Genomic DNA, 19402 nt, shown 5'->3' with positions numbered 1-19402 from the left:
ACTGAATCTCACTATTGCTTTACACTTCATCTTTGTCGCCTTCTTTATAGTTATTAGCGCCTCTTCTGTATGCTTGCGGAGTAATATGATATTTATCTTTAAAGCACTTGCTGAAATATTTTGGAATATTGAATCCTGATTTATCAGATATTTCCGAAATATTTAGCTCTGGATTATTTCTTAGCAAGTAAGCTGCCCGTTTTAAGCGGATGGTCATAATCAAGTCACCAGGAGTTTGCCCAGTCACAGCTTTTAGTTTGGTAAATAGCTTTGTTCGGGCAATCCCCATTTCCGCCGCTAACTGGTCAACATTGAATTCTGCATTCTCTATTTCTTTCTCGATAATCTCCATAGCGCTATCCAGGAACTTCTTATCTAAGGTATTTGTTGCCAAAATCTGCATATTAGTTTGCGGCTGTTTACTGAATTTTTCCTGCAGCATAATCCGATTATTGACTAAATTATTGCAACGTGACAGCAAAATATTAATATTGAATGGTTTAGTTATATAGTCATCGGCTCCCATTCTAAGTCCCTCCATATTGTATTCAACAGCAGTCTTAGCAGTAAGTAATACGACAGGAATGTGACAAAGTTCCAAGTCTTGCTTTACGGTTTGACAGAGCTCCGTACCTGACATTTCCGGCATTACGATATCACTAAGTACGATATCAGGCAATTCAGAGCGCACCTTTTCCACCCCTTCTTTTCCATTAGATGCTGTTATTACAGTATAAAATATTTCAAATATCTCAACCAGCATATTACGGAGAGAATCATTATCTTCCACAATCAGTATTTTGTATTTCTCTTTCTTTTTATCTATGTTATCCTGGTTTATAATTTCCTGCTTGTCCAGAAAAGTTCTCCAATGCTTGTGGCCTTCCAAATCAACATTGGTATCCGATTCATCCTGCTTTTGCTCACAGATCTGATCAGAAGTAAAGTGGTCATTACCGTTTTTTAAATGCATACGGAACGTGGAGCCTTCCCCTTGTTCACTAAACACTTCAATACTCCCATGGTGCAATTCTATTATGCCTTTGGTCAAAGCCAGACCTATGCCGGTACTTGCACTAGTCAGCGAATTCAGTTGTTCGGCTTGATAGAAGCGGTCAAATATCTTATCTATATCTTTAGCTGCTATACCTGAACCGGTATCGGTCACTTCAATAATAACTTCCTGGTTTCTTTTCCGAACCGAAATAGAAATATGATCCTGAGCTTTCGTATGCTTAAAAGCGTTGGATATAAGGTTGTTCATGACTTTCTGCATCTGTTTGGTATCATACCATACTCGAATATCATCACTGCTTTTTTCAAAAGTGAAAGAAATCTGATGCAATTTTGCATATTCTGAGAATAGCAAATAATGCTCATATACAAAATCTACAATATTATGTTCACAGACTTTAATGGTCGTATAGCCTTGTTCCTGCTTTCGAAAATCGAGTAATTCTGTTACAAGTTCCTTTAATTGCAGACAACTTTTATAGGTCCCTAATATTTTATTATATATATCAGGTACGAGCTGACGTGATAATAACACTTCCATTTGCCCTATAATAAGTGATAATGGTGTACGGAATTCGTGTGAGATATTAGTGAAGAAACGCAATTTTGCTTGATTCATTTGTTCTATATCATTGGCATGTTTCTTCTCATATTTAAGAGACTCTTGCATCTTGATACGTTCTCGGTAAATGCGCACCAAATACCACGTAACCACCCCAACAAGTATAATATAGCATAAATACGCCCAAAAACTAAGATAGAACGGAGGCAATATTTGGATAACCAACAGACTGGGAGGAACTGTAGTTTCGTTTGCATTTTCCGCACGCACTATTAACGTATATTTGCCGGGAGATAAATTGGAGTATGTAATTGTATTCTGTTCCAATTTATTCCAGTTTTTTGAAAAGCCTTCTAATCGATAGACAATCCTATCTTTATTGAAAGGTAGATAATCAGTGGTAGTATATTCAATACTGAATATATCTTGCCCAGCCTTTAGTGTAACTTCTTGTGTAAAACTGATATCTTTCTCCAAAATTCCACTTTTGTCAGCGACACGTATCGTTTGTCCATTCACAGTGAGACGGTAAGGCAATATCTTGTATGAACGTGGCATTTGCTCCAAATCGCGTTCATAAAATGAAATTGCCCCGGAAGTTCCCCCTATGAAAATCTCTCCTTTCCTACTTTTGTAGAGGGCATTCTCGTTGAGACAACTTAACGGTAGCTGAGTATAATTTTTGAATATCTTCTGCTTGTAATCCAATATAGAAAAACCTTTATCAGTAGTGACCAGCAGTCTGTCAGGAGTCAATTCGCAAATATTATAAACCACATTGCTTGCCAAACCGCTATTTTTCATATCAAAATTTTCAAAACTATCAGTCTCTTCCTGATATAAGTCTAAACCATACTCATTGGTACAGAACCAAAGTCTTTGTTGACTGTCCACAAAGATTGAGTTAATACTGTTACTGCTGATACTATGTTTGACAGCATAATTAGCTTTATAACTAGATAGTTTTCCTGTATCGAAATGATAGGAACATACACCATTGTTATTACCTATTATCCACAAATTACCTTTATAATCTAATACCAATCCAATAGAGTTTAAAGTTCTAGAATGCATATTCGAATCTTTAAAGAAACGTGTACATTCACCAGTTTGCGGATCAAATGTCCCGATACCATTATCGGTAGCAAGCAATAGTTTCCCTTGATAAAAAAGAATATCTTCAATATTATTGGATAGGATACCATTCTTATCTTCTTTTTGATATTTAGTTATATGACCTGTTTTCACATCTAACTTATAAAGCCCAGCCATGTGTACACCCAGCCATAGAGCTTCACGTTGTGAATCATAGTAGATAGCTTTTATATTATTTCGCAATGTCCCTATGGAACTATCTTCAAGTGTATATCGTTTATAAGTATGCGTTTCAGCATTATACATATTTACTCCGCCACCTTCCGTACCTATCCAGAAATTTCCTTTATCATCTTCTATTATACGACTGACAATGGGAGAGCTCAATCCTTCGCTTTCTTTAGGTGATGCTTGATATTCACGAAAAATCTGTTTTTGGGGATTGAAGAAATTTACTCCGCCAAAATAGGTTCCCGCCCAAATAGTTCCCTGCTGGTCACAGAACAAACTCCAAATGGACGAATAGGATAAACCCTTTTCATTCTCCTGTTTGACATACCGGTGGAATTTACCTGTCTTTCTATCATATTTATTGAGCCCGTTGAAAGTTCCTATCCAAATGTTCCCTTCCAGATCTTCGCAGCATCGATGAACGAAGTTGGAACTTATACTTCCCGGATTGTTCTCATCATGAACAAAGTTGATTATTTTTTGCCCCTCTATGCAGTACACTCCTTGTCCGCTTCGTGCGGCTATCCAGTAACTGCCCCTACTATCCTTAAAAATGTCTGTAATATTTCCTTGTGAAATAAGCTGATTTAATTTTTTCTCAGGAGTAAGTACATATAGACCTTTATTAGTGCCTATAAAGATAGAATCATTGTGTACATACAATTTTCGTATATATCTATTATCTAAAGGCAATTTATAAACAGGCCGCAATTTTTCTCCATTGTATTTGAAAATTTGAGTTGAAGTAGCTATATATAAAGAATCAGCAAAGAATTCTGCTGTGATATTTTGAGTCGTGAGATGTGTAAACTGGTCTTTTTGAATATCATAAGCTGATACTCCCCTATTAGTCATTATATACAGATGCCCCTTTTTATCACCAGTAATTTGGTAGATATCATTATATTGTATACTGTTGGGATTCCCTTTCTCTTTTTGATATATTTTAAAATCCTTGCCATTATATAAACTGATACCATTGTGGGTGGCAAACCATAAAAATCCTCGTTCATCTTGATAGATTGATACTACAGAATTATGCGATAATCCGTCATCAGTTGTCAGGTGACTGAAAGATAAATTTTGAGTTTTTCCTGCCAGTATATATAAGGACAAGAAGCAAAGGATTAGCAGAGCCTTTTTTTTCATAGTTTTTCTGTGTGTGCTACAGTTTTATTCATATACGATCAATTGGCAAATATAACGTTTTTAAGCAACATAAGTATTCCAGAATATGACGAAAATGGTATGTTTTTGTATATATGAGTGGCTTATTTTGTACATTTTATCTTTTTAGGCATATACGCACGCACTTTTACCTTTCGTGTATTTTAAGAATCCCTGTTCTCTTTTCCATCCCATACATTTGCACTAATTAATGTATTTCTTTAGTAAAATAAGTATGAAAAATACAATTTGGATTAGTTTCGGAATATCCTTGCTGACAATTGTTGCTTGTAAGACGGCAAATTTAGCTAATGACTTTCTTACAGACAACATAGAGTACGCCTCAACCCAATATGAACGACAAATGGAAGAGCTTGAAAAAAGTGATAAAATTCGTATTCCCCGTACAGTGAAACCAAATGGAGAAATTCAATATGCACCTATTGGTTGGGATTGGACAGCCGGTTTTTACGCTGGTAGTCTGTGGTATCTATATGATCTGACAGGTAACGAGTATTGGCAATCCCAGGCAAAAAAATATACGGAAATCTTAGAAAAGATGCAATATAATACACAGCATCATGATATCGGTTTCATTATCGGTTGTAGTTATCTGAACGGCATCCGCATGGGAAGGGGCGAGAAAGAAAAATATAAATCGGTAGTGACACAAACCGCAAAATCCTTATCAACCCGTTTCCGACCTGCAGCCGGGGTCATACAGTCATGGAATACAGAGAAAGGCTGGCAGTCTCAGCGAGGATGGAAATGTCCGGTCATTATTGACAACATGATGAATCTGGAAATTATGTTCGAGGCCACCCGGCTTTCCGGTGATTCCACTTTTTACAATATTGCGATATCCCATGCCAACCAAACATTGAAAAACCATTTCCGTAATGACGGAAGTTCTTTCCATGTGGTAGATTATGATCCGGAAACAGGGGAGATACGCACGCGTTGTACTGCCCAGGGATATGCCGACGAATCAGCTTGGGCACGTGGACAGGCATGGGCAATCTACGGCTATACGATGTGCTACCGCTACACCCACGATCCCGAATATTTGAAAATGGCCGAGAAAATCTATGAATTTATATTTACGCATCCTAATATGCCGGAAGATTTGGTTCCTTTTTGGGATTATGATGCAGTGAACATACCTAATGAACCACGTGATGTTTCTGCAGCTGCCATTACAGCATCTGCTTTATATGAGCTAAGCACTGTTACCCAAAAGAAAAGTTATAAAGAAACAGCCGATTTAATTATGGTGTCTTTAGCTTCTCCCGGCTATCGGGCTAAATTGAGAGAGAATCACTGCTTTCTTTTGATGCATTCAGTAGGCAGTATTCCACACGGCAGCGAAATCGATGTACCGCTGAACTATGCTGATTATTATTTCCTTGAATCTTTAAAACGCAAACGTGACTTAGACAATAAACAGAGACACTAAATACCCTTACAGAGAATTTAAAGTGACAGGAGAATATCTCTGGTACATAGAACAAGGGATGATTTTGTACGGAAAAGTATGATTTTTATCCAAACATCCCATATAAAAATGAGATGTATTATTTATACCGTTTTTAAGAATTTTTAGAGTATCCATTCTCTTTCATAGCTTCTTATATTTGCAATATCAACTAAAGAATGACAGCATCAGAAGGATTATATATCTAGTATAGTATTATTAACTTTAATTTAAATGAAATGAAAAACATCTTCAGTCCTATGAAGATACCTCAGAAACAGGTATGGCTGTTGGCCGCGTCTTTGACGTTCGGGCAAACGGTTTTTTCTTCAGAAAATTTTACGTCGGAGAAGATAGTGACTACAAGTACTATCACACAGCAGAATCGTAAGACTGTAGTCGGTACGGTAACGGATAACTTTGGTCCGGTAATAGGTGCCAGTATTGTTGTAAAAGGAACGACCAATGGTGTAATTACCGACATGGATGGTAATTTCAAACTTGAGGTTCCGGTAGGTGCTACTATCATTATATCCTATACCGGGTATAAAGATAAGGCTATCGTTTATAAAGGTGAATCCAAGCTCAAGGTTGAGTTGAGTGAAAACGTTCAGGAATTGCAGGAAGTGCAAGTTGTAGCCTATGGTACAGCAAAGAAAATGACAGTAACGGGAGCTATGTCTTCCATTTCATCGAAAGATGTATTGAAAAGTCCGGTTTCGAGTATCGGCAATGCCTTAGCAGGTAAAATGCCAGGATTGTCTGCCATACAGACATCCGGACAGCCGGGTGGAGATGATCCTACAGTATATGTGCGTGGTGTAGGTTCGTTAAATGAGTCTATGTCTAAGCCGCTGATGTTGGTGGATGGCGTGGAACGTAGCTTCTTCCAGCTTGACCCTAATGAAGTGGAAGATATTACAGTCTTGAAAGATGCTTCTGCAACAGCAGTGTTTGGTGTACGTGGAGCCAATGGTGTAATTCTTGTAACCACCAAACGTGGACAGGAAGGCAAAGCGAAAGTGAACTTTTCCACTTCATTTGCTATACAAAGTCCGACTCGCTTGCCTGAATTTGCTGATAGTTACGAGTACGCTACGGCTTATAATGCAGCACAACTTCGTGATGGAGTTGCCGAAGGCCAGCTAGCTTTTAAACCGGAAACGATCGAAGCTTTCCGCACTAACAGCAATCCTTTGGCTTACCCCAATACAGACTGGATGGACAAGCTGATTCGTAAAACAGCTTTGCAGACACAACATAACCTGACCATTTCAGGCGGTTCACAGAAAGTGCGTTACTTTGCATCGCTGGGTGTATTTACACAAGACGGCCTCTTCAACTGTTTCCAGAAAGACTATGACGACAACTATAGTTACAATCGTTATAACTATCGTGTCAATCTGGACATGAACTTGACGAAAACGACTTTATTCCGTATGAATATGGGAGGACGTGTCAATGATAAACGTTATCCGGGTGTGGACGGTGAATCCGGCCTGAGTAATATTGAAACCATTTTCCGCGGTATCTATTGGGCTACACCTTTCTCCGGTTCAGGCATAGTGAATGATAAATGGATTTGGTCTGATGCCAGTTATATTTCAAATATCGCCGGAGATATGCGTGACGCACTTTATACGTATTATGGCAGAGGGTATGATGTCTCTTATGGCAATACGCTTAATTTCGATTTCCAATTGGAGCAAAAACTCGATTTCTTAACCAAAGGCTTGAAGGCTCACGTAAAAGGGGCTTACAACAGTTCGGTGACTTTAACGAAAAAAAGGCGTGGTAAAACGCCTCACTACGAACCGTTGGTGCAACAAGACGGAAGTGTGCTTCTTAGCCGGGTGGATGAAGCAACTGTATTAGGTTATGATGAGGCAATTGGTCGCAACAAGGATTGGTATGTAGAAGCAGCTTTGAACTATAAGCGCGACTTTGGCAAACACCACGTCACGGGGTTGGTGATGTACAACCAGTCTATCACTTACTATCCTGAAGGACCTGATGCGTTCTTGTCCATTCCGAGAAGTTATATCGGGTTAGTAGGACGCGCCACTTACGATTTTAATACCCGTTATATGGCTGATATAAATATGGGATACAACGGTTCCGAGAACTTTGCCCCAGGCAAGCGTTTCGGTCTGTTTCCCGCCTTTTCTTTGGGCTGGATTATTTCAGAAGAAAAATTTATGCAAAGTCTGAAGCCTTATGTCAGTTACCTGAAATTGCGTGCTTCTTATGGTATTGTGGGTAACGACCGTGTAAGTGACAAATCCAGATTCCTTTATTTGCCGGACGTATACAATCCTGCCAGTGGCGGTTTCTATTTCGGTAACGGTTCTTCCATCACTAAAGGTGCTGTCGAATCAAAGAAAGGTAATCCCAATGTGACTTGGGAAACGGCAGCCAAGCAGAATTATGGTGCCGACGCTTACTTTTTCGACAGCAAGCTGAAGATAAATTTCGACTATTTCATTGAGCATCGTCGCGACATCCTGACTTCCCGCGGTACAAACCCCGGCTATCTGGCTGTGACGCTTCCTACTGCCAACATCGGTAAAGTAGATAACAAAGGCTTTGAGTTCAGCATGACCTGGAGAGACAAAGTAAATGCTTTTGATTATAACATTGGTTTCAACATCTCTTATGCTAAAAATAAGATTATCTATATGGACGAAGCCGAATATCCTTATGCTTATATGCAACGTACAGGCAAATCGGTGGGACAGAATTTCGGTCATAAGTTCGATGGCTATTTCTCGGAAGAAGATGTCGCACGCTATGTTACCGAAGAACGTGGTGGTATGCCCGACTATGGTACAGGCTTTACACCCATGCCCGGCGACGTGAAGTACAAAGACTTGAACGGTGATAAGAAGATAGACCAAAATGATATTACAGCCATTGGTAATCCCACTTATCCCCAACTGTCCGGTGGCATCAACTATGGAATTTCATACAAAGGATTTGATATAAGCATGACTTGGTCGGGAGCTGCAAAAACTTCCCGAATGCTAAAAGACGTATTCCGTTATCCTTTCGGCCAGACCGATTCCCGGTCTTTGATGAGGTATTTCACTACCGATACGTGGACTCAGAAGGGAGACGCGGCCAAGTATCCGGCTATTTCATTCCTTAATAAATCCAACAATTACCGTGATTCTGATTTATGGCTGCGTGATGCCTCTTACTTGCGTTTGAAGAATGTGGAAATAGGTTATAGCTTTTCCAAAAAGGCACTGGAGAAAATACATTTAGGTAGCTTGCGGATATATGCTACGGGATATAATCTACTCACATTCGATAAGCTGGATGTAATAGATCCCGAGTCAAAGGCCAGTGCCACACCTATGTATCCGTTGGTGATGGTTATTAATTTCGGTCTGAAAGTAGGATTTTAATTTAAAAATGGAGAATAAACGATATGAAATCACTTAAAAGATATTTTCACGGCTTGATGTTGATTGCGTTATTGACTACAACGATATCATGCGAGGACTTTGCGCTAGGTGAAAAATTTCTTCAGAAGCCGCCTAGTTCTGATGTAACCATCGATACTATTTTCTCTACGGCCGAATATGCACGCCGTGTATTATGGAACAGTTATGGATATTTACCTTATAGTTTTAACGCGAGCAATCAATACACAAATTCGGTAGGATTATGGTATGGTATCCTGGAAGGATTGACTGATCTTTGCAATTCATCTTTAACATGGGATGGGGTGAATATTAATTACTACAACGGTTCTTACAATGCCGGCTCCGAGGACAAAGCCAACGGTACCAAATATAAGTTTACGGCACGCAATGGTTGGAAAAGCATCCGCATGGCTTGGGTATTTATTGAGAATGTGGACAGGGTGCCTGATATGGGTGCGGACGAAAAATCCCGTTTAAAGGCAGAAGCTAAGATTGTCATCGCTACCCAATATGCCGAAATGCTCCGTCATTATGGCGCATTGCCCATAGTAGATCATGCGATTGAAGCAGATGACGCACAATTGCCCAGACGTGGCACTTTGCAAGAGACGGTAGACTTTATCATCCGTATGCTGGATGAGGCTATTGCCTGTAAGGAATTACCCTGGGCTGTCACCGAAGAAGAGTCTGACAACTGGAGCGGACGTTTGACCCGCGCCTCTGCTATGGGATTGAAAGTTCGTGTCCGTTTGTTTGTGGCAAGTCCGTTGTTCAATTCAGATGCTCCTTATTATGATGGCGAAGCTTCTACCAAACTGATGACTTGGTTCGGGGGTTACGACGCAAAGCGTTGGGAGGATGCAGCCAATGCCGGCAAGGAGTTTTTTGATGAGATGAAAAAGGAAGGATTCTACGGCCTGGTAAAAGAGGCTGAGCCGCGTATGGCATTCCGCGATGCTTACTATAAACGCGGCACTACGGAGTCACTGATTTCGGTACGTCGCCACTATCGTACCAACAATATTGGTGGTATCATGCAAGGAGCTCGTTGGGGTGCCTGGGGACCTACAAAAGAATATTTCGATATGTTTCCCATGGCAGATGGCAGCGATTTCGATTGGAATAATCCGGAACATAGCAAAAACCCGTTTATCAACCGTGACCCACGCTTGAGTGAGACAATTTTATTAGACGGCGATATCTTTGGCAGTGGAAAAGCCGATGTTTGTAGAGCCAAATCGGATGACAAGAAGAACTACCCGGCAGGTATACATTATAATAACAAAACTGTCAGTCTGGACGATAAAGGACTTACAACCAATGGTATAACAGCCCGCAAATTTTTGCTTGACCGCCAGGGAGAGTGGAAGAACCGGGTGATCCAGTGGCCGTTGCTGCGTTTAGCGGAAGTTTATTTGTCGTATGCCGAGGCACTTAATGAATGCAACCGTACCGCCGAAGCTTATCCTTACATCAATGCAGTGAGAAATCGTGTGAACTTAGGGGATTTGAAAACAGGTTTGGATAAAAAAGAATTCCGTGAAGCCGTGCTTCGTGAACGGGCTTGTGAGTTCGGATACGAAGAGGTTCGCTTTTACGACTTGATCCGTTGGAAGCGTGAAGCCGATTTCACCAAACGTTTGCATGGCCTTTATATTTATCGTCATGTAGTACCTGAGGGAACAGACAAGTTTGCCGGTGAATATAAATTTGATTTCCCACAACTGACAGCAAGAGCCTGGCAGAAAGCTGGTGGATTCACACCGAAGTGGTATCTGAGCGCTTTCCCTGCCACAGAGATAAATAAGGGATACGGACTGGTACAGAATCCGGGTTGGGAATAAAATAGAATTTATTATTGAATAAAGTAATCATACTATCCTTATGGAAAAAAGTATAAAGCTATTAATTGCAGGGCTATTGTTTTCTTCTGTTTCAGTAGCTCAGGTAGCAGACAGCATACAACATTATGGACGGGGCATCTCGTTCAACAAAAAGGAAGCAACTACCGCCGGAGGCGTGGCGACTTCAGAGCGCTTGGGCCACAGAACGAGTACGGTAGCCTCTAATTCCCTGTTTGGCTTGATTCCCGGTCTTCAGGTATTGCAGAATGCGGGTAACGAATGGGAAAACGGTGCTACACTCTATATCCGTGGTTTAGGCACTACCAACGAAAAGAGTCCACTGATATTGATTGATGGCTTTGAACGCAGCATCGATAATCTGGCTGTGCAGGACATCGAATCAGTGACTGTGCTTAAAGACGCCACTTCACTTGCTTTATATGGCATCCGTGGTGCCAACGGAGTGGTTTATATCAAGACTAAACGCGGCTATGCAGGCAAACCGGTCATCACTCTCGACTATGAATTCAAAATGGGTACTCCGCGTCGCCTGCCTAAGTTTGTAGATGGATATACTTATGCGCAAGCCTTGAATGAAGGATTAAAGAATGACGGATTGTCTCCTCGATATGCAGACAGGGAATTGGATGCTTTCAAGAATCAGACTTATCCTGAATTTTACCCCAATGTAGATTGGATGGACGAAGCGTTGCGCGATCATAGTTATGGCAACAACGTGAACTTCTCTATGCAAGGTGGCGGCGAGAACGTTCAGTATTTCGCTCAGTTGAATTATTTGAACGATAAGGGCATTCTGCAACCAACGGATGACAACGATGGATATTCCACTCAATTCAAGTATTCCAAACTGAACTTTCTGACCAATCTGGATGTGAAGTTGGGTGCAACTACCAAATTAGAGTTGAATCTTCGTGGCAATTTCGCTGAAGACAACCGTCCTTATACTACTACTGCCGATATATTCAATGCATTGTATCAGGTTCCTTCCGGCGCCATGCCGATAAAAACTTCTCATGGGACTTGGGGAGCTACCTCTATCTATCGCAATAATCCGATCGCACTGATTTCAGGTACCGGTTATGAGCGTGGCCAATCCCGTAATCTCTATGCTGACGTAAAATTTGTGCAGAAATTGGATTTTATAACCAAAGGATTGTCGGCCACCGCACGTATCGGCTTGGACAACGAGGCACGTTATTGGGAACGCAACCAGCGCAAATTTGCCAGTGAAGAAGCAACTATGGGATGGGACGGCGAGAAAGACCAATACAAGAAGCTGACAGATGAAACTCCCTTGGACTTTACCAGTAGTATCAAGGATGTGGTTCGCCATCTCAATATAAATGCGCAGGTAAATTATGACAGGACTTGGGGTGCCGACCACAAGTTGAATGCTACCTTGTTCTATGCTATGGATAAAATGACTAAACGTGGTCAAAATGCCGGTAGAGCTTATATGGATATTGTGGGGCAGGCTCACTATACCTATAAGAGTCGTTATTTGTTAGACTTCTCATTGTCAGGTTCCGCTTCCAGCGTACTTGATCCTGATAACCGTTGGGGTATCTTCCCTGCCATCGGTGCAGGCTGGATATTATCAGAAGAGAGTGCCTTGAAAGCTGACTGGCTGGATATGTTGAAACTCCGCGCTTCGTATGGTATCGCAGGTCGCGCGGATTTTGGTACCCAACTTTTCAGAAGTTCATATAGTGGAGGTAGCAGCTACTTCTTTGGTGATACTCCGACATCCATTGGTGGATTGAAAGAGTCCCGCCTGGCTGTGGATGGTTTGACCTATGAGAAATCCCATAAACTGAATGCAGGCTTTGATTTCATGGCCTGGAGACGCCTCTCTGTGACGATAGACGGATATTATGACCATCGAACGGATATTCTGGTGAATGGTGATGGTGCCTTGTCTTCTGTATTGGGTATTGCCACTCCTTCCATCAATAACGGCATTGTAAATAGCTATGGTGTGGAAGTGGCTGCCAGTTGGAAGGACAAAATTGGCAATGTGTATTATCAGTTGGGAGGACAGTTCAGTTTCAACCGCAACGAAATCAAGGAAATGAATGAAGTTTATCGCCCTTATGATTATCTGAAACGTACCGGTCATTCTGTAGGACAATACTTCGGTTATGAAGTAGAGGGAATTTATAAAAGCCAGCAGGAGATTGACGAACGTGAAGTGAAACAAGTTCTGGATGAAGTACAACCGGGTGATTTGAAGTTCAAAGACCAGAATGGTGATAAGATAATTGATGAGTACGATCAGGTGGCTTTGGGGTATAGCAGCATCTGTCCGGAAATCTATTACGGTTTCAATCTGGCCGCCGAGTACAAAGGATTCGGATTTACCGCCTTGTTTCAAGGTGTAGCAAATTATAGTCAGTTACTGGATACCCGCAGTATCTATCGCCCGTTGGTCAACAACAATACCATTTCCCAGCATTACTACGACAATCGTTGGACAGCAAACAATCCGGATGGCAAATATCCCCGTTTGACTTACAACGGTTCGAAGAATAACTATAATACCAACTCCTTGTGGGTGGCAGATGCTTCATTCCTGAAACTGCGTACTTTGGAGATATATTATCAGTTGCCCGAAAGATGGATGAAAAGTCTCCCCGGCGTAAGCCAGGCAAGAGTGTTTGCCCGTGGACATGATTTGTTCAGCATTGACAAGATGGATGGTGTGATAGATCCCGAATTGACAGGAGCGAGCCACCCGTTGATGTCTCAATATACTTTTGGCGTTAATTTACGTTTCTAATAAACTAAGCGAAATGAAACATATGAAATTTAAATATATAGCACTGCTTTTGCCGGCTTTCGTTTTGGGCGGATGCGACTTTATGGACTGTGACGAGTCGACCGACTATCAAAAGCAGGACATCTTCGAGAGCTTTGACCGTTCAAAAAAGATGGTGACCAACATTTACAGTTATTTGCCGCAGGATTTCTGCAACACATCAGACGCTATGCTCGATGCAGCTACCGATGATGCTATCCATGTCTATAAATCTTCAGCCATCCAGTATTTTGTTAACGGCACTTGGTCGGCCAATCGTTTGGTGGATGATGTGTGGGGTAATTATTATACAGCTATCCGTTCGGCCAACTTGTATTTGAAGGAAGCTGAAGGACAGGAGTTTGAAGACTGGGAACATTCTAAAAACTATGAAGATATGATGAAAACTTACAGAAACTTTCCGTATGAAGTTCGTTTTCTTCGTGCTTTCTTTTACTTTGAATTGATAAAGCGTTATCACAATGTGCCTTTGGTGACAACCGTCCTGACACAAGAAGAAGTGAATGAGGTAATACCTGAAAGTTGTGAGAAAGTGGCACAATTCATCATGCAAGAGTGTGCAGAAATAGCTCCTATACTGCCTGTCAACTACAAGAGTGGATTTGCCGATAAGGAAACAGGGCGCATTACTCGTGGTGCGGCATTGGCTTTGAAAGCAAGAGTAGCTCTTTACATGGCAAGTCCGCTTTTCTCTGCCGACGATGCTGACAAATGGAAAAAAGCTGCCAAAGCCGCCTATGAAATCATCGGCTCGGCTTCCGAACTAGGATATAGCCTGGATAAGTTTGCCAATCTGTTCGGAGCTGCTAATAATACGAGTACAGAAGTTATCCTGGTTCGTTCTACCGGTGAAAACGGAGATTTTGAAAAAGCAAACTTCCCGATGGGAGTGGAAGGTGGAAAGACTTCTACCTGTCCGACACAGAATCTGGTAGATGCTTTCGAGATGAAATCATCAGGAAATGAGTTTGATTGGAACAATCCTGCAATGAAGGCTAATCCGTATGCCGACCGTGACCCTCGTCTGGCTATGACCGTTGTATATAACAATATGGAATGGCCGGCTGCGAAGAAAGTGGAGATATGGGAAGGTGGAGCAAACGGACTTCCTCTGGCTAATGCCACCACCACCGGTTATTACCTGCGCAAGTATGTCAACAAAGATATCAGTTTTGCTTCCGGATCTACTGTTACCAAGAAACATCACAACTGGATTCTTTTCCGTTATGCGGAAGTATTACTGAATTATGCGGAAGCAATGGCAAATGCTTACGGCCCGGATGTCCCAGGTGATAAAACATGCCCGATGACTGCTCGTGAGGCGGTAAATCTGGTACGTAATCGTTCAGGTGTGAAGATGCCCGAATTTCCTGCAGGAATGTCTAAAGCGGATTTCATCAAACGCCTGAAGAATGAACGTCGTGTGGAACTGGCTTTTGAAGGACATCGTTTTTGGGATATTCGTCGTTGGAAAGACTTGAGTAAAACAGCGAATATTTACAGAGTGAAGATAGAAAAGGCCGGTGATAACTTCAATTATGTCAAACTTCCCTATGAAACCAGAACTATCACGGATAATCTTTATTTCTATCCGATATCCAATACGGAAAAGTACAAGAATCCTAATTTGGGACAAAATCCGGGTTGGTAATAGAACCTTTTTTATAGTAAGCTAAGAAGGTCGTTTTCTGAGATTTCATGACCAGATGTATGTTACACAGACCTACTTTCCTTGCCGGGAGTGGTAGGTACTGTGTAACTAGTATAAACGGGAATGAATAATCATGCTAAATATAGTATAGAAATAGGATGTATTTTTATTGCAAAAAAACTATAGCATATAAGAAATGGAGACAATTTTAAAAAAAATAATGTGGAACGTTCCTGTCCTACTTTTAACAGGAACATCCATACAAGTCTTCGGACAGGAACAACGCCCGAATTTAGTATATATATTTCCCGATCAATATCGGCTGAATGCACTAAGCCTGTGGAGTGATCCCGAATATCGGGATATATTGAACACAGTAGGCGACCCAGTACATACACAAATCTTGACCGATTAGCCAAACAGAGTGTCATATTTAACCGGGCTTGCAGCACCTGCCCGTTAAGTAGCCCGCACCGGGCTATGCTAATGACCGGCATGTTCCCCGAAACAAACGGAGTACCTACCAATTGCTACAATGGAAGGCCGGAGGGTATTCATGAAAACCTAATCTGTTTCACTGACGTGCTGGCCTCAGCCGACTACGAAACGGCTTATGTGGGAAAAACGCACTGGAACCGCACAGAACCGTTATTCGACAAGGAAGGGAACTATGTAGGCACCACCGAGAAACCGGGAGGGCACTGTATATTTCCATACGATACATATATCCCTGAAGGCAGAGGACGCAAAAGCAATAAATACTGGTTCCAGCAACTAAAAGACAATCATTTCAATGCCGCAGCCTACTCCAATCGTCCGGAACTGGTGAATGGAAAGAAAGACGGTGAGGCTTACCGCCCACATCGATTCACTTCGGCAGTGGAAGCAGATGTGGTAATCGGATATCTGCAAAATAAATCCGGGCAACGTGACGCCTCCAAGCCTTTTAGCCTGTTTTGGAGTCTGAATCCTCCGCACACCCCCTATTCCAGCATAAAGGACTGTGAAGAAGAAGTGTTCAATCAATATTATAAGGATATGAAAAAAGAAGATTTACTGCTCCGCCCCAATGTGAAGTATGGAGAAGGCACGCAAATCAAAGACTTGAACAAGCTAATTTTGGAATCTAAAGTATATTTCTCCCTGATAAAAAGCGTGGATGATGAAATAGGCCGAGTACTGAAGGCGATGGATGAAGAAGGTTTGGCAGACAACACTATTCTGGTATTTGCTGCCGACCACGGAGAGATGATGGGTAGCCATGGTCGCATGGCCAAAGGAGTAATTTACGACGAGGCTTTTGCTATTCCATTTTTTGTACGCTACCCAAACAAACTAAAGCCACAGGTTAACGATCTAATGCTTGGGGCTACGGACATCATGCCGACAATGTTAGGTATGATGAATTTGGGTGACAAGCTACCTGAAACCGTGAAAGGGAAAGACTATTCACAAGGTATCATCACCGGAAAATTCAAAAAAGTGAAAAAGCCGGTTTCTTCATTCTATTATATGCAGAAAGAAAAAGGAGTACGTACCGAGCGTTATTCGTATCTAGTGACAAAAGAAGGAAATTATCTGTTATTCGACAATCAGAAAGATCCTTATCAAATGAATCCGTTGAAGTTGGAAGAGATTCCAGCCAGACAAATGAGACTATTGAAAAAAGAACTAGGTAATTGGCTAAAAGTGTCGGAAGACAGTTGGGCGGAAGAACGGAAATTCCCCGAAAGAATACAGTACTAACTGTCAAAACAAAGGTGACTTCCATTCACCGGCATGGAACAATTTGAAAACTTGAGAAGAAAAATATAAAAAACGGTGCAATTGTAAATTAAATTATTTCAATGATGAATCTAAAAAGAATATTAATGCTGGGTGGGCTTACAATAAGCCTGACCGGTATGTATGCCCAATCCTTTACATGGATCAGCAGCACGGAAGGAAATGTTTGGAAAGAAGCTGAAGTAAAACTTCAAACAAAGAGTAATCAAGCACCTGTTTTAAAAGCGGATGCCAATGAAAGTATCCAAACTTTCAAAAAATGGGGAACCTGTTTCAATGAATTGGGTTGGGATGCACTAAACATGCTATCAATAGATGACCAGAAGGTAGTGCTAAACAATTTTTTTGCTCCCGACGGCGAACTAAAGTTCTCTATGGGACGTATTCCGATGAATGCCAATGACTATGCACGCAACTGGTATAGCTGTAATGAAGTACCGGGTGACTTTAAACTAAATTACTTTACTATCGACCGTGATAAACAAACCCTTATACCTTACGTGAAACGTGCGCTAAAGGTGAATCCTAATATGACATTTTGGATTTCTCCCTGGTCACCTCCATCGTGGATGAAAGTGAATCATTATTATTCAGTGAAAAGTAAAGCAGGGGTGAATCAATTACCTACTCAAGCAGAAATAGCTCTTTATGAAAGGATTGAAAATGTAGATAAAAAATTCTATCCAAAGCAGGTGACAGAAAACGACTATTTCATCCAAGATCCGCGCTACTTACAATCTTATGCTGACTATTTCTGTAAATTTGTATCAGCTTATCAGAAAGAAAAGATTCCAGTGAACCGTGTGATGTTCCAAAATGAACCGTGGGCTTATTCTATTTACCCCGCTTGCGCATGGACTCCTGAAGGTATTATTCGTTTCAATGTAGAATATTTAGCTCCGACTTTGAAAAAACAGTTACCGGAAGTGCAACTCTATCTGGGCACTCTGAATACAAACCGTATCGAATTGGTAGACAAGATTCTCTCCGATCCCCGTATGAAGGATGCGGTGGAGGGCATTGGTTTCCAATGGTGGGGAGGACAGATTCTGCCGAAGATCCGCAAAAAATATCCAAACTATAAATACATGCAGACTGAAAGTGAATGTGGTTCGGGAACTTTTGATTGGAAAGCAGCCGAACACACTTTTAATTTGATTAATCATTATTTGGGCAGTGGATGTGAAGAATACACTTTTTGGAATGCTATCTTATGTGATGAAGGAACCAGCGGTTGGGGATGGAAACAGAATGCATTAGTTCGAGTAGATTCTAATACTAGTTCCGTTATTTATACTCCGGAATATTATGCTGTAAGGCATTTCAGCAACCGGGTTGTTTCCGGTACGAAGATTTTGCAATATAAAGAGAAAGGTGAAGACAAACTACCTGTTATGGTATTTCTTACTCCGGACAATAAGTTCTTGATAGTAGCCGGAAACTTTAACGATACCCCACGACAGCTAACTGTACAAATAAGAAATAAATATTTGGATGTTACTGTACAAGGACATTCTTTTAATACATTTAGCATGAAGTAATTTAAGGATCAATGAAGAGCAAATTTCAGCAGAAAAGGAAAGTTACTCTTCATTGAATATCAAGACTGAATATTTACTGGATATTCCTATTCAGCAGGCGGTATAATAAAATGCATCTGATTGCCGTGCCCTACCCTTTTGATGACACCTTCGTCCGCAAAAGATTTGAGGTCGGCAAGTGCAGTATTCTTCAACCGCCCCGTCAATTGTGTATAAGTAGACCGTGTAATGAAGCCGTGTTGCCTGATATGTTGCAGGACAATCTTCTTTAAGATTTCCTTGTCCCATTCAAGTGAGGCTCTGAAATCAACGGACTTCTTACGTTCCAAATCCCCGCGAAGACCTTCCCGGAAGCTCTTGGAAGCACGGAAGTTCACTCCATTGAAAGTAACCGAGTTGGAACGAAGATCATTTTTGTTTGTCACCAGACGGGAAGCTTTCACCTTGGCGGAAAAGAAGCCGAACTCTCCCAGTTCGACACGGTATCCTTCGCCCAAGTACTGCAACACGTCATCTTTCAATTCCGTGAGGATGCCGTCTATCACTCCTTCTTTAAATCCGGTTCTCTTGGCAACCATATGAATCAATCGTTCGGCCGAAATCGTTCCGTTGTAGACGATGTCGGCATACATCGTTTCTGTTTCCCCTTCCTCGGTAGTCAAGGCAGGTTTCTTTTTTAAATTGTAATAAGCCATAATCTTATAGTTCTATTTAAGAGTTTTCAGTGCAGCGAATAAGAATTTTGAGTGCAGTAAACTATAATAGTTT

The 19402-nt window shown here is 41.3% G+C and carries 10 protein-coding genes; 8 read left to right on the top strand and 2 right to left on the bottom strand.

What is annotated here, in order from left to right:
* Positions 1-19: 19 nt before the first annotated feature.
* On the bottom strand, positions 20-4051 hold the full coding sequence (locus BacF7301_RS05810) for a hybrid sensor histidine kinase/response regulator transcription factor (RefSeq protein ID WP_167961058.1): 4032 nt from the start codon (positions 4049-4051) through the stop codon (positions 20-22).
* 253 nt (positions 4052-4304) lie between these two features.
* Here BacF7301_RS05810 and BacF7301_RS05805 point away from each other — a divergent pair, with 253 nt between their 5' ends.
* The 8 genes from BacF7301_RS05805 (at position 4305) to BacF7301_RS05770 (ending at position 18634) form a co-directional block, all read left to right on the top strand.
* The gene (locus BacF7301_RS05805) at positions 4305-5525 is read left to right on the top strand and encodes a glycoside hydrolase family 88 protein (protein WP_167961057.1); all 1221 of its coding nucleotides are present in this window, start codon (positions 4305-4307) and stop codon (positions 5523-5525) included.
* A 278-nt stretch (positions 5526-5803) separates the two neighbouring features.
* Entirely contained in the window at positions 5804-8953 is a 3150-nt protein-coding gene (locus BacF7301_RS05800) for a SusC/RagA family TonB-linked outer membrane protein (RefSeq protein ID WP_167961056.1), read from the top strand.
* 23 nt (positions 8954-8976) lie between these two features.
* Complete coding sequence (locus BacF7301_RS05795) at positions 8977-10818, top strand: RagB/SusD family nutrient uptake outer membrane protein (protein ID WP_167961055.1); 1842 nt, start codon at positions 8977-8979, stop codon at positions 10816-10818.
* 40 nt (positions 10819-10858) lie between these two features.
* Entirely contained in the window at positions 10859-13618 is a 2760-nt protein-coding gene (locus tag BacF7301_RS05790; protein ID WP_167961054.1) for a SusC/RagA family TonB-linked outer membrane protein, read from the top strand.
* A gap of 13 nt (positions 13619-13631) precedes the next feature.
* Entirely contained in the window at positions 13632-15308 is a 1677-nt protein-coding gene (locus BacF7301_RS05785; protein ID WP_167961053.1) for a RagB/SusD family nutrient uptake outer membrane protein, read from the top strand.
* Positions 15309-15504: 196 nt separating this feature from the next.
* Positions 15505-15723: a hypothetical protein gene (locus BacF7301_RS05780; protein ID WP_167961052.1), complete on the top strand. Its 219-nt coding sequence runs from the start codon at positions 15505-15507 to the stop codon at positions 15721-15723.
* On the top strand, positions 15663-17054 hold the full coding sequence (locus BacF7301_RS05775; RefSeq protein ID WP_167967119.1) for a sulfatase family protein: 1392 nt from the start codon (positions 15663-15665) through the stop codon (positions 17052-17054). The genes BacF7301_RS05780 and BacF7301_RS05775 overlap by 61 nt, the downstream gene beginning before the upstream one ends.
* A gap of 101 nt (positions 17055-17155) precedes the next feature.
* Positions 17156-18634, top strand: coding sequence for a glycoside hydrolase family 30 protein (locus tag BacF7301_RS05770; RefSeq protein WP_245208374.1), 1479 nt, complete (start codon positions 17156-17158; stop codon positions 18632-18634).
* An 86-nt stretch (positions 18635-18720) separates the two neighbouring features.
* Here BacF7301_RS05770 and BacF7301_RS05765 read toward each other — a convergent pair whose 3' ends face one another.
* The gene (locus BacF7301_RS05765; protein ID WP_167961051.1) at positions 18721-19329 is read right to left on the bottom strand and encodes an HU family DNA-binding protein; all 609 of its coding nucleotides are present in this window, start codon (positions 19327-19329) and stop codon (positions 18721-18723) included.
* Positions 19330-19402 lie beyond the last annotated feature (73 nt).

The sequence above is a fragment of the Bacteroides faecium genome, assembly GCF_012113595.1.
Lineage (GTDB): Bacteria > Bacteroidota > Bacteroidia > Bacteroidales > Bacteroidaceae > Bacteroides > Bacteroides faecium.
The sequence above is the reverse complement of the archived record's forward strand: the minus strand, read 5'-3'. Positions and strand labels throughout refer to the sequence as shown.

Coding starts and splice junctions, on each gene's coding strand:
- BacF7301_RS05810 (WP_167961058.1), bottom strand. CDS start 4,051: ATGAAAAAAAAGGCTCTGCTAATCCTTTGCTTCTTGTCCTTATATATA.
- BacF7301_RS05805 (WP_167961057.1), top strand. CDS start 4,305: ATGAAAAATACAATTTGGATTAGTTTCGGAATATCCTTGCTGACAATT.
- BacF7301_RS05800 (WP_167961056.1), top strand. CDS start 5,804: ATGAAGATACCTCAGAAACAGGTATGGCTGTTGGCCGCGTCTTTGACG.
- BacF7301_RS05795 (WP_167961055.1), top strand. CDS start 8,977: ATGAAATCACTTAAAAGATATTTTCACGGCTTGATGTTGATTGCGTTA.
- BacF7301_RS05790 (WP_167961054.1), top strand. CDS start 10,859: ATGGAAAAAAGTATAAAGCTATTAATTGCAGGGCTATTGTTTTCTTCT.
- BacF7301_RS05785 (WP_167961053.1), top strand. CDS start 13,632: ATGAAACATATGAAATTTAAATATATAGCACTGCTTTTGCCGGCTTTC.
- BacF7301_RS05780 (WP_167961052.1), top strand. CDS start 15,505: ATGGAGACAATTTTAAAAAAAATAATGTGGAACGTTCCTGTCCTACTT.
- BacF7301_RS05770 (WP_245208374.1), top strand. CDS start 17,156: ATGATGAATCTAAAAAGAATATTAATGCTGGGTGGGCTTACAATAAGC.
- BacF7301_RS05765 (WP_167961051.1), bottom strand. CDS start 19,329: ATGGCTTATTACAATTTAAAAAAGAAACCTGCCTTGACTACCGAGGAA.